Source organism: Paludibaculum fermentans (assembly GCF_051172195.1).
GTDB classification, from domain to species: domain Bacteria; phylum Acidobacteriota; class Terriglobia; order Bryobacterales; family Bryobacteraceae; genus Paludibaculum; species Paludibaculum fermentans_A.
Window position 1 is genome coordinate 1,059,443 of record NZ_JBPJAQ010000002.1, and the last position, 13,453, is coordinate 1,072,895.

A 13,453-nucleotide genomic window follows, 5' to 3' on the forward strand; every position below is an offset into this window, starting at 1 on the left:
GATGCCTTTCAGATGCATATCGGCTAAGGAACCGCAGTGACGCGAACAGCTCGGTTCTATCTCGGCGCCGTCATGGCGGGCGGAATGATTGTCATGGGCATGTCGTTCTTCCGGTGGCAACCGGAAAACCTCCTCCGCCTGTCGATCTACCTCCTGATGACCCTGGTAGCCTCGTGCATGAAGGTCCGCCTCCCTGGTGTCACCGGCACCATGTCGGTGCACTTCCTGTTCCTCCTGGTCGGTGTGGTCAGCCGGACCTTGCCCGAAGTTCTCATCGCTGGCACCGGAGCCACGCTGGTGCAGTGTTATTGGAACACCCTGCGCAGGCCCAGCGTTATTCAGGTAGCCTTCAACGTCGGCGCCACAGCCATCGCCGTCGGCGCCACCTATACCGTCTACAATCTGTGGATCTTTCAGGACCCCACTCTGTGGGCCTTCCGGCTGGGCGCCACGGCCATCGTCTTCTTCTTCGGCAATACGGCGCCAGTGGCGATCATCATCGGCCTCACGGAGGGCCGGTCGCCGGCCTCCATCTGGAAAGAGTGCTATTTCTGGTGCTTCCCCTACTACTTAGTGGGAGCCTCCCTGGCCTCCGCCTTCGGCTTTCTCAGTAAGACATTCGGCGAAGCCGCCACCCTCATGGGCCTGCCCGTGGTCTACATCGTCTTCCGCTCCTACGGCATCTACCTCGAGAAACTGGAAACCGAAAAAGACCATGCCAAAACGATGGCATCCCTCCACTTGCGCACAATCGAAGCACTGGCCCTCGCCATCGACGCCAAGGACCACAACACCCACGACCACTTGGAACGCGTGCAGGTCTATGCCACGGAACTCGGCCGCGAACTCGGCATCACCGGGCCTGATCTGGAGGCCCTCCAGGCCGCCTCTCTCCTCCACGACATCGGCAAACTCGCTGTCCCCGAACACATTATTTCCAAACCCGGCAAACTGACAGCGGAAGAATTCGAGAAGATGAAGGTCCACCCGGTGGTAGGCGCCGAAATCCTGGAACGTGTTCAGTTCCCCTATCCTGTCGTGCCCATCGTCCGCGCTCACCACGAAAAGTGGGACGGCAGCGGCTACCCCTACGGTCTCAAGGGCGAGGAGATTCCTCTGGCGGCACGCATCCTGGCCGCGGTCGACTGTCTCGACGCCCTCGCCAGCGAACGCCAGTATCGCCGCGCTCTCCCGTTGAATGATGCATTGGCGGTGGTCGTCTCCGAATCAGGCAGAAGTTACGACCCTCGGGTGGTCGACGCCCTGGTCCGCAATATCGCGGCTCTCGAATCCAAAGTCCGCCATACGCCCGCCCCGCTCGATGGCAAACTCCTGTCTAAAGGCCAAGTCGTCGATCGCGGCAATGCCCCCGCCGCCGGTCTGCAAAAGACCGCCATTCCTGTGCCGGGTGCAGGTCGGCCCCAGGACTTCCTGGCGTCCATTGCCGCTGCCCGGCAGGAAGCACAGGCCCTCTACGAATTGGCTCAAAACCTCGGCAATTCGCTGAGCCTGAAGGAAACCATGGCTGTCATGGCCGGCCGCCTGAAACACATGGTCCCCTACGACAGCATGGCCGTCTACGTCCTCCGCGGCGATGTCCTGAAACCGGAATACGTCATCGGGGAAGACTCAAAGTTATTCGGCTCTCTCGAAATACCCTTCGGTCAGGGGTTGGCCGGTTGGGTGGCCGAAAATCGCAAGCCCATCATCAATGGCAATCCGTCAGTCGAACCGGGCTATCTCAACGACCCCACTGTGTTCAGCGTCCTGAACTCCGCCCTCGCCGTCCCCTTGGAAACAGCCGAAGGCGTGATGGGTGTTCTCGCACTCTATCAGGCGCCAAGGGATGCATTCTCAAAGGATCACCTCCGGGTTCTGCTCGCCGTTACGTCAAAAATCGCCGTCGCCGTCGAGAACGCCATCCGGTTCAAGGAAGCCGAGTCATCGGCCACCACCGACTATCTCACCACCCTACCCAACGCCCGGTCGCTCTTCGTCCACCTCGATGAGGAACTCACTCGATCCGCCCGCGAGGGATCGCAAATCGCCGTCCTCGTCTGCGACATCGACGGGTTCAAGCAGGTCAACGACCGCTTCGGCCACCTGTCCGGCAATGAGGTTCTGAGTGAGGTGGCGTCTCGCTTCCGGGCACTTTGCCGGGAGTCCGACTACGTCGCCCGCATGGGTGGTGACGAATTCGTGGTCATCGTTCCCGGCCTTTCCCCGGAGGCCGCCATCCGGAAGATAGAATCACTCACCCTCGCCACCGAGGCCGCGGGCCAACAGTTTTGCGGTAAAAAAGTGATTTCCCTCAGTGTCGGCACCGCCTTCTATCCTGCCGACGGCCGCACCGCGGAAGAACTTCTGGCCGAAGCCGATCGCCGCATGTACCGCGCCAAGCAAGCCCGAAAAAGGACTCTGCCAGACCTCCCCATCCCCGGCTCAGCCCGTCTCGAAGCCGCCCAGCCTGCGCCCACCGTGAATTGAACGCCCACCTGCCCGCCTCCACTCTACTCCGACACAATGTGCCTGCCCGCTGGGGGATTCGTTGACTGCCGCTGCAAACCCCAAAATCTAGTTGACGAAGGAAGGCGTACCCTTCGCCTCGGCGGCGGCGCGACAAATCCGGACACACTGTCGTCCCGGCCTCCGCGGTTGACGGACAGAATGACCGGAAAATGATATAGGGACCTGTGAATCCTTTTGATTCTCAATGATTTATACCCCCTGGAGGGATGGCAGGCGAATTGCCTAGTTCCCTTTGTCCAGAAACATTTCAGGAGTACTCATGACGGATACCGCAGTGCGTTCGAGTGTGAATCGGTGCTGGCCGCTGCTAGGCGCAGTGCTGGTTCTCGCCGTTGGCGCCGTGCAGCAGGCAGGGGGGCAGAAGCTACTCGACGTTGCCGCAATCTCGGACGCCACGGCTAAGCTCTCGCCGGATCTGGGTGGGGCCGGATCAGGCGGAGCGGCCAGTAATTCGATTACGGTGGATAGCGGCGCCGACGCACCGGCACAGGAAATGCTGGTCCAGTATGCCGCCACGATGAAGCAGTCGGACCTCGATGCCGCCGCGTTGGCCGGTGCCACCATCAGCGTCGTGACGGACTCCGGTCGCATCGCCAAGATGAGCATGAACCGCAGCCAGGCGCTGTCGCTGGCCACCAGTTCAAACGTCATGTACATCTCAAAGGAACGCGAAGTGCGGGCCTCCGGAGCGCTCGACTACTCAGTCGGTACCATCGGAGCCCTGACGGCCCAAACCCATGGATACGACGGCCGGGGTATCGTCATCGCAGTCATCGACAGCGGCGTCTCCAGTGAGCGGCAGGACCTGCTGAATGATTCCTGTTGGTCGTCTCGCGTTGTGTACAACAGAGACTTCGTTACCTGGGAACGCGCGGCGTCTGACCCGTATGGTCACGGCACTCATGTGGCGGGCATTCTCGGGGGCAACGGCGTTTGTGCCGCCAGGGCGCAGGGTAGCCTCTTCAAGGGGAACCCGGGCGTAGCGCCCGCCGTGAAGATCGTTTCGCTCAGGGCACTCGACAGCAAGGGTGTCGGCAAGGACAGTTCGGTGATTGCCGCCATTGACCATGCCATCTCCATCAAGAGCATGTTCAACATCCGGATCATCAATCTCTCGATCGGCCGCGTGGTCATGGAATCCTACAAGCGGGACCCGCTTTGCCAGGCTGTCGAGCGGGCATGGCGTGCCGGCATCGTGGTGGTGGTCGCCGCGGGCAACAACGGCCGGGACAATTCGATGCAGACCGCGGGCTACTCCACCATCACTTCGCCCGGGAACGACCCGTTCGTCATTACCGTTGGCGCCATGAACGACATGGCGACGGCCTCCCGGCATGACGACCAGATGGCGTCTTACAGTTCCAAAGGACCGTCCCTGCTGGATCATGTGGTGAAGCCGGACCTGGTGGCCCCCGGAAATCGCGTGGCGTCCATCGACCCGCTAGCCAGCTACCTGCTCCAGACCTATCCCGCCAATGAGGTGCCTGGCCGCGTCACCTCGGCCATTCCCTATAAGTCCTATTACTATCTGAGCGGCACCAGCATGGCTGCGCCCATGGTGAGCGGGACGGTCGCACTTCTCCTGCAGAAGGATCCGACTCTGACGCCGGATCAAGTCAAAGCTCGGCTAATGAAGACAGCGAGCAAGACCCTGCCCGCGGTGAGCACCTGGACGGATCCGAAGACGGGTGCATACTACACGTCCCGTGCCGACGCCTTCACAGTGGGCGCGGGGTATCTGGACGTGATGGCGGCCTTGAACAGCAACGACAGGATCGCCACGACCCAATGCGCCAAATCACCAACAGCCATCCGGCAGAACGGCAATATCGTGTTCAGCTATGATTCCTCGGACACGTCCGGCCTGGGCGTGGTCTGGGGTACAGGCGTAGTCTGGGGCACTGGCGTCGTTTGGGGCACGGCCGTGAATAGCACCGGCGTGGTCTGGGGCACCGGCGTAGTGTGGGGCACCGGGACGGTCACCGGCACCGGAGTCGTGTGGGGCACGGGCGTGGTATGGGGCACCGCCGCTCCCTTCGCTTCCTCGGTCGCGGCTGCCGGCGATAATTAAAGCGGAGGAGCTGACAACAGGTCAGACTCCACTCTTCCACTTGCGCTCACCCATTGCGCAATACAGCTAATTTGCAGCTACAGCGGGAATGCCTTCCGAGCCACATCCAACACGGCTCGGAAGGCATTCCTGGTCTCTATCCAATCCTCCGGCATGACCTGCCCGGAATGCGGTGACCCCTTCACCAACGGCGGCCACCCGGCCATCCACAGCGCCTCCAGGCGTCCATGGGAATTGCAGCGGGAAGACCTGCCTCAGGAAGCCCAGGCCGCGTCCCGGATCCACACCGTTCATACTCGTGTAGCGGTTCTCCACCAGCATCTGTCCAGGACCAGCCTACCGAATAGGCACCTCGTCCATGTGGAGAGGTGCTCCATAGTGGTCAATCCGTAGTGCTCTCATTGCCTCCTCCTTCCCTGGCTTCACTGAATCGTCACCGCTATTCGCTGGCTGACCATTCGGCAGCCGCCCGCTGAACGAATTCTTCATATGTTCGCGGTGCACGGCCAAGCAGTTTCACCACGCGGCTGATCTCGACTTCTGTGGCAGCAAATCCCCGCTCGAAATAGCCCTGCAGCATGGCTCGCAGGTCAAACGCCATCCAGCCCGGCAGCCGCTCGCTCATCTGTTTCTCCCAGGCGTCAAAGTCGTGTCCCGTGTATACCACCTGCCTGCCCAGCGCCTTGCCCCACAGTGCGGCGTTGTCAGGACCCTTGATCTGTGAGGAACTGACGAGATCATAGGTCTGGCCCTCGTGACCCTCTTCTGTGAGTGAAATCGCTGCCGCTTCAGCGATGTCGCTCACATCGACCGCGGATATGCCCGCCGTACCAATCGGCATCGCGTATAGGCCCATTTGCTGCAGCACCGGCCTCAGCGCCAGATCGTTCTGGAAAAAATAGCCCGGCCGCAGGATCGTGTACGGCACTCCGAACTCCTGCAGTGCGACTTCTACTGCGGCCTTCGCTGCGAAGTGTGGCACGTCCCGGAACTGGTCCGCCCGGAAGACCGAGAGATACGTCACGTGCTGGATGCCGGCCCGCTTCGCAATTCCATAGGTCATCAAGGCCTGCGTCAGTTCGTCCGCCACAACGGCGTTCAGAAGGAATAGCTTTTCCGTCCCTTTTACTGCCTCTCGAACAGACTCCGGATCGGTCAGGTCGCCGGCGACTACCTCAACGCCCGCGGGCAAGTTGGCAGTCTCCGGTTTGCGCGCCAGGGCCCGCACTGCAACGCCACGGTTATGCAGGTTCTGCACAACCTCCCTACCGATATTGCCGGTTGCCCCTGTAACAAGAATCTTCATCGAATCTCTCCTTGCCCCGCCATGAAGTGGCGGTACGCTATGAGAGATTCTTTGCCGTTAGCACGCGAGTCATCACGTGCTGGAAAACAGAATTGCACTTATGGAATAAAGCCGGCACGCTTTGCCAATGTCAGGGCCCCGGCCAGGACCCGGCGGCGCGCATTTAGCCTAGGCGGGCCAGCGCGAGATCAGATCGTTCAGCGCCTCGTCAAAGTGCTCTTTCATGAAGCTGACAAGTTTGCGGACCCGCGTAGATTGCATCTCTGAAGGCGTCACCGCAAACAGGTGTGCAGGCGTCGCTTCCCAGTCGTCGAGCACTCTCTCCAGTCCGTCTCCAAAGCCCGGATGAAATGCCAGGAAGTCGGGAAGAACCGCGATCCCCATGCCTTCTTTCGCGAGCCTCGCCACCATGCCCACCGAGTTTGCGCTGGATGTACCGGAAACCCTCACAGACGTACGCTCGCGCTGACGATGCAATTCCCACTGGCTCATGGTTTCACCCTGGACAAAACGTATGCACAGATGCTTCGTCAGTTCCGCGGGGTCCTGGATCGTCTGGTGCTTGGCCAGGTATGCCTGTGAAGCGAACAAACGGCGTGGAAAAGTGCCCACACGTCGAGCCCAGAAAGTGGAATCGGGCAGACGCAACTGGTGACCAACCATGATAGCCAGGTCGAGGCTTTCGGTCAGGAGATTTGGGTGGCCGCTGATGGAGAGAACCTCGACCGAGACCTCCGCATGTTGCTGCTGGTAACGGGCCAATAGAGGCAGGAAAATGGTTTGCGCCAGGTCAAACGGGACGCCCACACGAACATGCCCCGCTGCCCTGGTGCCAATTCCTGCTACCTCCTCCTGGATGCGCATCGCTTCCGCAACGAGTGATTTTGATTGCTCGTAGCACGCCTGCCCGGCGTCGGTCAGCTTGAAGATCCTGGTTGAGCGATGAATCAGAGGGAATCCTAACTCTCGCTCCAACGCGCTGATGCGTCGTGAAAGCGTGGAGGCGGGCATCCCCAGCGCGGCCGCTGCCCGGCTGAAGTTGTGCGTGTTGGCAACCTCAACGAACAGCGCTAAGTCAGCAAGAAAACGCATACAGTTGCTCCTGAACGTCCGCCGAAGTGTGCCCCTATCCACCAACCACGGCGCACTCCGGCCGGGCGGCCGCTCCCTTGAGGCCAGAATCGCATACCTCGCTCCTCGGGCACCAAAGCATCCAAATGCCACGGGAGCGGGTGTAATCGAAAGCAGTTCCCGCTATCCCTCCACAGCAGGTTGCCCAGGTTCGTCTGAACCAAACAAAGCCTGACGAATGGCGAGCTCGACGGGAGAGTACGCGGCATCCTCTCGCTCCAGGAGGAGCGGCCCGCGAGGCAGAAGCGGCGGCTGCGCCAGGAAACGAGGCTTCGTGCCGCGATGGCACTGGGCAGCGTGAACCAGGAATGGATGACACAAGTAAACCGTGCCGGCCCTTCCCGTCGCCACCGTTTCCGGGCAGTGGCTGGAACCTGCGAACCCATCCGCCGCCAATGCCCTCAAGGTCATCCCGCGGGATCCAGCCGGTGCCAGTTGCCGCGCAATCTCCAGATGAGATCCGATGCGAATCCTCGTGGGCGCGTCCTCTGCCCCAACGTCCGAGAACAGAAAGAGCATCAGCAGAGCGCGGCCTTGGCTCGTGATGTTCGAACGCCACTCCAGGAAGTCCGGGTTCTCATAGTCAAAGCCGGCGTCGATGTGCCAGCCCGCATCCCCAGGATCAACGGGCGAAGGGAAGCGCACGGGAAAGGTGCCGAGAGTCGCACATGGCAGCCAGCGCCCTTCGCCGGCGAGCTGGTCGAAGGCCCTGTGAAGCACAGCGGTGTTCGCCGCTTCGCGAAAGGGTGCCTGCCCGTACTGACCCAGCCGGATCACGGGACGAGTCCAAGTTGATGGATCATCGGGAGCGCACCCGGTGTCGCGCCACAGAATCGCTCTCGCTTCGCCGGCGCATTGCGGGGAAAACGCCCCGTCGATGCGAACAAAGCCGTCGTCAATAAACGACCTGATCTCGGCCGCAGTCAGGGGAAGTGCCGATGACCGATCCATGCCCATACAGGCTAGTTTCCCTGGAGCCCGTGCCGGAGCGCAACGTCAGTGCCTGACGGGCAAGTCCGCGTTCCTTGCGGTCCTCCTGTCGCTCCGGGACCTAGTAGACGGTCGATTCTCCGGGAACGTTCTCAATGGTGTTTGAAGAACTGTACGTCGCGCTCGTGCCGTTCGGCCGCTGCCCGCGTTTTGAACGTGCCCAGATTGCGGCGTTTGCCGGTTTGGGCATCTAGCTTCCTGGAGTAAAGCCGGTACTCACCGGATTTCAATTTGCGAATCATCTCTCTTCCTTTCTCTCTTCCCTGTGTTTGTCTTCGTGCACACGCCTGGAAAGAAGATCTTTCGCCTTGTTGAGTTCGGCGCGGCGGGCAGCGCTCAGGCCCTTGCCAGCGCGGTTGATGAAGTACGTCAGCATTCGCAGGCCGGAAGCCGGCCCCTTCGGCGAAACGCTCTTCGACGCGAGCGCCTTGGCAATCGTCGAAGCCTTCTTCGTGAACAGACACTCCGGAGGATGTGTCGAGTCAGTCTTGACGCTGGCAACCCCCCGTCTCGGCTTCGCTCGTGTCCGAGTCGCGGCTTCGACACCCTCCAGCCTTTTACGGGACGCCATATTGCCCGTCTCCTTGAACCTGACCTTGCCCGAGGCGAAACTTGCTGGATCTCGGGCCTCCGACGTGCCGCCTTTCTTCCTAAGTCTTCCCAGTCTTGCCCGGAATCAGTTCCCGCCAGGCATTGCGGCATTAAACCCTCAGGCAGTTTCCAGCACGCTGCATGCCGCACGGCTGTGATTTGCTGCCCCCCTGCCATTCCAGCGGGTCCAACTGGTTAGCTCGTGCCCAACAGCAGGAGCAGCCACCGCGCTCATTTCGTCCGGTCGCTTTTTACGTGGTTAGGTAAAACTATCGCGGCGAAGAGGAGGTAATTGGCCAGGATAACAGCGGTCGAGCACATGGCTCCGGATGGCGGAGATTCGTGTACTTCCAGCCCGTGGCCTGGTATGTGGCGCCCGTCGAAGTCAGGCTGCCATAGAAGCCCGGCTCGCCCGCGTACTTCGGCGTGTACCAGGCGAAGATCGGGCCTTCCGGTGTGTGCGCGGCTGGAGCGGGGGCGAGAATGTTGGGGACAGGTGCACCCGCTCCAATGGGGTTTTGCCCTTCCTGATTGCAGACTGCTTTGTACTAGTCGTAAGATTCGGCGCTGACCTGGGTCTTCTTGGCGGACTGGGGCTGCCGTTCCGGGTTCAGTGAATGTCCGAACGGCGGCACCGCAGAGAAGAAGAGGGCTGCAGCGGCTGAGTTTCTGGGTGATTAGCCCCAATTGAATGCCAGGTTGTGGTGATTCGCGATGGGGCAGGCCAGGCTGAAGGGCATCCTGAACCTAATACGGCGGCTAAACCCGCTAACGCCAACGCAGCCGAAGCTCGGCGTCAGCCTTTGGGACGAGGGCGGCGAGCCAGGGGGCATCCGCTGCCGCACCGCGGGCATCGAGCCATGTGAGATAGCCCGATGCCTGAATGGCGTCAAAGTGACCGCTTCCATCAGCTTGATTAGAAGAGCAGCCGGACTCCTAAGTGAATCTGCCTTGAGGGGTCCGTGCGCGCAACGCCGGCGATCGGCTGAAGAAAGGTTGTACGAGGCGTCGAACCCTCGCCGTAGATGTTGTTCACTTCGATGTAGTTATTGCGATTGAGCAGATTGAAGACTTCAACTCGAAATTCGGCTGTGAGACGCTCCCGGATGCGAACTCGTCTCGATACTGCGGAATCGAACTGGGTTTGGATCGGGGTGCGAAATGAATTGCGTCCGAAGCCGAGCGGCCGGTCCGAGGAATACGTGTCGCCGTTATTGTCGGTTCCGGTCAGCGGATTCACCGGCAGTCCACTGCCCACTATGAGCGTGCCGGAGAATTGGATGCCGAGCGGTAGATGGGCCAGGCCGTTCCCTGCAAAGCGGTGGCGCTGATAGAAGTCGCTGGGCGCGCGTTCGGCTTGCCCCCAGTTGTTCCACTCGTTCGGAATGCCGCTGTTGGCGTCCGCGTAGAAACCCGAGTAAGTTGCCGAAGATGCCGCCGTGTAGTGAAAATCGATCAGGAACTTCTCCTTCAATCGCCGCGAGAGTCCGATTGAGAGCGCGTCGTAGATGCTCGAGCTGCTATTTTCGATGACGGCGATCAGCCGCGCCGGCACACCCAGCCAGGTGGAATACGGCCGCGTCAGGTCCGCTACGGCTGCCGATCTAGTCTGGCCTGGAGCTGTGCGGAGCAATGGAGTGGGATGGTTGATATCGTTGACCCGCATCTGCTTCAGCACGTGGCTATGCAAGCCGTCGATGCTCAGCACGTAACCCTGGCCCAATTGCCGTTCGACGGCCAGTGAGTATTGGAGACTGTAGGGATTGATGAGCCGGTCAGCGGGAATGTACAGATCTCTGCGCCCCGCTGTGGCTCCGGACGCGGGTGGAGCCGCCAGGGAGGCCGGAAATGAGGGAAACGCGGGGTCGCCGTAGGAAAGGGTGTAAGCGGCGGTAGGCGCGAACGGACTGAGCGAATAGAAACGCCGGTAGATGTACAGGTAGAACTGGTCGTAAAACATTGCGGCTCCGCCGCGCACTACGGTACGCCCGTCGCCTCTGACATCCCAAGCGAGACCTAGCCGGGGCGCGAAGTTGTTACGGTCTGCCGTGATCGACTGGTTCTCGTAGCGGAGTCCCAGATTCAGCGTGAGCCGCGGGCGAAGCTGGATGTCGTCCTGCGCGAAGCCGGCGGTAACGGTCTGGCCGTAACGGAAACTCGCGCTGCCGAACGTCTGGGAGTAGCGAAGGGGCTGTTGTCCGGAGGTGGGTGGCCCCGCGGCGAATGTATAGGTTCCAAAGGGAGTGAACGAGTAGTCCTTCACCACCTGCCTGATGTAATTCAGACCGAACTTAATCTGGTGGGCGCCGCGGCGCAAAGCAACCACGTCGCCGATGTCGTAGGAGCGGGCGTGAACCCAGTTATTTGTCGAAAATCCTGCCGTACTGTAGCTCGGCCGGCTGATCTGGACGCTCGATTGGAGTGGAAAGGCGCTGTCCGGGAAGTACGAAACAAACGCAAGGTGCAACTCGTTCAGCAGGGGTCCTCGCACCGAGTAGAGGTTCAGCTGCGAGCCCCAGGATTGCGTGCGTGCTTCACGGCCGTAGCTCGGCTGGTTGAAGCCGCCGATCCGGTCGTTGAGGTTGTCTCCGCTGTAAAGATAGCCGTTGCCGCGCCAGGTGAGCCAGTTGCGCTCATTCCAGCGGTGATCTGCCTTCGCCAGGGCGTATTGTTCGTGCTGCTTTCCTACGAAGAAAGAGGGCGACGGAGACTGGATGAACGCCCCGCGCGCCTGCGAGGAACCCTCGTAATTCAGAAAGTAAAAGGTACGGTCGCGTCGCAGAGCGCCTGCCAGCGATGCGCCCCACTGCTCGCGTTCATTCGGCACGCGGGCAAGGCTAGCCGAGGCTAGGGGCGCCTGCGCCTGTATGCCGCTTGGACGCAAAAGCGCAAACGCCTCGCCATGCAGGTTGTTGGAGCCGGACTTGGTAGCTACCATCAGCACTCCGGCGGTGGAGGTGCCGAACTCCGCCGCATACTGGCCCGAAACAATCTTGAACTGCTCCACTGCGCTCACCGAAACCGTCTGTTGGGGTCCGTTGGCGTAAATCCAGTCGTAGTTCACAATACCGTCCAGCATGTAGGCGGTATGCCGGTATGAACTGGCATTGATGGACAGGCGATTGCTGTCGTTGCCGTCGCCGCCGAGTCCAATGCCTTGCCGCACGTGAGGGCTGAGGAGCGCGAAGCGCATCAGCCTTCGTCCGTTGGAGGGCAGTTCGCTCAGTTGCTCGGAAGAAAGCGCCTGGCTCTTTTCCGGCGCGTCGCTGCGCACGCTAAGAATGCCGCCGGTGACGACCACGGTTTCGTGCAGGTCTTTCAACGCCAGTTGAAAGTCGGTCGTGTTGCCGCCCGGCTCAAGCGTCACGGTCCTGCGGCTGGTAACGAAGCCGCTGCTTTCGGCGCTCACGACCACGGACTGCCCGGCCATTAGGCCGCCGATGCTCCATGCGCCGTCGCGCCCGGTCCATTCCACGGTCGAGCCCTGTGTCGATTGCACTTCGATTCGCGTTCCGGGCAAAGCGATGCCGGAGGATGTGACTCTCCCGTTGAGACTGCTGTCGGCAGCGGACAGCGACCCTGCGAACGATGCCAGCAAGGCGTAACGCGCCAAGCCTTCAAAGTTAATCACAATTTAATACCCCTTACTTACTCGCTACGCCCGGCAAACTCCTGCCAGCATGATTCGATGTCGATTTTGCCGTCATAGACGACCACGCGGTAACGAAGCCGCAGGGTTTCCCCGGACCGCACTGTCTTGCTCGCCGGCGGCGCTGCGGGATCGAAGGCGCGCCGGGCAAATGGATTGGCGGTGAAGAAGCCGAAGCTCCGGATGTGCCAGCGGGCTGGTGCGTTCAGGTTGTCGGGGTGGTCCAGAATCGCCACTCCCACCGGATTGCCTTGCAGCGTTGCGCGCCAGTCCACATAGCGCGACGCCCGGCCGCGGATGCCCGCCTCGCCCCGAAATCCCTCGGCATTGATCGCCATCCCGCCATTCTTCTCATCGAAGCCGGGAGCGAGTCGCACGCCGATGATTGCATCCTGGTGGTCTTCAAACGTCACTGCCTCGCGGGCGGTCAGCGTCAGATCGACATCCATCACGTGCGCCCCAGGCACTCCAGCGTGGAAAGTCATGGCGCGTTGCTCCACCACCAGCAGTTTGCCTTCCGGGCTGATCCAGTCCGCTCTAAAGGCTAGTTCACCGCGCTCTTTTACCGAAATTGACCGGGTCACGTCCTGAAACAGGATCCGCCCCATGCGCGGACGCGTGTAGCTGGAGTCGTTTTCCCACAGGTCCATGCCGCTGAGCCGCTCCGTTCCCACCCACAGTCCTTTCTGATGAGGATGATCTGTGGGTTCGCCCTCCACCTTTTCGAGCGGAAATGAACGGGTAACGCGGATGCCCTTCGGGGTAGTAAGCGGGTGAAAGAACGGCTTGTTGGCATCGGCGCCGAAATAGAGAGAGCCGAACGCCTTGCCGTCCACCAGCACGACAACCCGGTCGGACCGTTGCAGCAGGTTGACCTCGGCCAGGCAGGACCCTGCAATCAACAATTCGATTATCAGGAATTTAATACACAACTTCAGTGTAACAGTCCGCAGGCGAATAGAGGAGAAGAGGGCCTCTTGGTCTGCACATTTCTGCAAACCACAGAAGAATAAAGGCTTGCCTTTTCAATCTCCTCACCATCTGTCCCTTGCCTTCAAGAAGGACCGGGCCCCTCCACTCTTCTGCTCATCCACCAGGTTCTTGAGTTCAACAACATACTGGGCCGAATCACGCCTGCCCTCCGCACCCAACGTTCTCCGCGGTACGGCTCATATCCATCGAAACT

At 60.8% G+C, this 13,453-nt stretch carries 10 protein-coding genes; 2 read left to right on the plus strand and 8 right to left on the minus strand.

The window, feature by feature from the left end; genetic code table 11:
- Positions 1-36: 36 nt before the first annotated feature.
- Positions 37-2,487: a bifunctional diguanylate cyclase/phosphohydrolase gene (locus ACR9Y2_RS30940; protein WP_435045742.1), complete on the plus strand. Its 2,451-nt coding sequence runs from the start codon at positions 37-39 to the stop codon at positions 2,485-2,487.
- Between the two features lie 301 nt (positions 2,488-2,788).
- Positions 2,789-4,600, plus strand: a complete 1,812-nt coding sequence (locus tag ACR9Y2_RS30945; RefSeq protein WP_435045743.1) for a S8 family peptidase — start codon at positions 2,789-2,791, stop codon at positions 4,598-4,600.
- Positions 4,601-4,666: 66 nt separating this feature from the next.
- Here ACR9Y2_RS30945 and ACR9Y2_RS30950 read toward each other — a convergent pair whose 3' ends face one another.
- From ACR9Y2_RS30950 to ACR9Y2_RS30985, 8 genes are all read right to left on the minus strand, one after another.
- The gene (locus ACR9Y2_RS30950) at positions 4,667-4,921 is read right to left on the minus strand and encodes a hypothetical protein (protein ID WP_435045744.1); all 255 of its coding nucleotides are present in this window, start codon (positions 4,919-4,921) and stop codon (positions 4,667-4,669) included.
- A gap of 118 nt (positions 4,922-5,039) precedes the next feature.
- The gene (locus ACR9Y2_RS30955; RefSeq protein WP_435045745.1) at positions 5,040-5,906 is read right to left on the minus strand and encodes an SDR family oxidoreductase; all 867 of its coding nucleotides are present in this window, start codon (positions 5,904-5,906) and stop codon (positions 5,040-5,042) included.
- A 168-nt stretch (positions 5,907-6,074) separates the two neighbouring features.
- The gene (locus tag ACR9Y2_RS30960; RefSeq protein WP_435045746.1) at positions 6,075-6,998 is read right to left on the minus strand and encodes a LysR family transcriptional regulator; all 924 of its coding nucleotides are present in this window, start codon (positions 6,996-6,998) and stop codon (positions 6,075-6,077) included.
- 162 nt (positions 6,999-7,160) lie between these two features.
- Complete coding sequence (locus ACR9Y2_RS30965) at positions 7,161-7,988, minus strand: phytanoyl-CoA dioxygenase (protein ID WP_435045747.1); 828 nt, start codon at positions 7,986-7,988, stop codon at positions 7,161-7,163.
- 131 nt (positions 7,989-8,119) lie between these two features.
- Positions 8,120-8,269, minus strand: a complete 150-nt coding sequence (locus ACR9Y2_RS30970) for a hypothetical protein (protein ID WP_435045748.1) — start codon at positions 8,267-8,269, stop codon at positions 8,120-8,122.
- A complete protein-coding gene (locus tag ACR9Y2_RS30975) occupies positions 8,266-8,598 on the minus strand; it encodes a DUF3175 domain-containing protein (RefSeq protein WP_435045749.1) in 333 nt (110 codons plus the stop codon). The genes ACR9Y2_RS30970 and ACR9Y2_RS30975 overlap by 4 nt, the downstream gene beginning before the upstream one ends.
- Positions 8,599-9,534: 936 nt before the next feature.
- The gene (locus ACR9Y2_RS30980; RefSeq protein WP_435045750.1) at positions 9,535-12,249 is read right to left on the minus strand and encodes a TonB-dependent receptor; all 2,715 of its coding nucleotides are present in this window, start codon (positions 12,247-12,249) and stop codon (positions 9,535-9,537) included.
- A 17-nt stretch (positions 12,250-12,266) separates the two neighbouring features.
- Positions 12,267-13,169, minus strand: coding sequence for a PmoA family protein (locus ACR9Y2_RS30985; RefSeq protein WP_435045751.1), 903 nt, complete (start codon positions 13,167-13,169; stop codon positions 12,267-12,269).
- Positions 13,170-13,453 lie beyond the last annotated feature (284 nt).

What these genes read in the sequence shown, in the direction of transcription:
- ACR9Y2_RS30955 (WP_435045745.1), bottom strand. Translation starts at nt 5,906, where the DNA reads ATGAAGATTCTTGTTACAGGGGCAACCGGCAATATCGGTAGGGAGGTT.
- ACR9Y2_RS30975 (WP_435045749.1), bottom strand. Translation starts at nt 8,598, where the DNA reads ATGGCGTCCCGTAAAAGGCTGGAGGGTGTCGAAGCCGCGACTCGGACA.
- ACR9Y2_RS30945 (WP_435045743.1), top strand. Translation starts at nt 2,789, where the DNA reads ATGACGGATACCGCAGTGCGTTCGAGTGTGAATCGGTGCTGGCCGCTG.
- ACR9Y2_RS30950 (WP_435045744.1), bottom strand. Translation starts at nt 4,921, where the DNA reads ATGCTGGTGGAGAACCGCTACACGAGTATGAACGGTGTGGATCCGGGA.
- ACR9Y2_RS30960 (WP_435045746.1), bottom strand. Translation starts at nt 6,998, where the DNA reads ATGCGTTTTCTTGCTGACTTAGCGCTGTTCGTTGAGGTTGCCAACACG.
- ACR9Y2_RS30965 (WP_435045747.1), bottom strand. Translation starts at nt 7,988, where the DNA reads ATGGATCGGTCATCGGCACTTCCCCTGACTGCGGCCGAGATCAGGTCG.
- ACR9Y2_RS30970 (WP_435045748.1), bottom strand. Translation starts at nt 8,269, where the DNA reads ATGATTCGCAAATTGAAATCCGGTGAGTACCGGCTTTACTCCAGGAAG.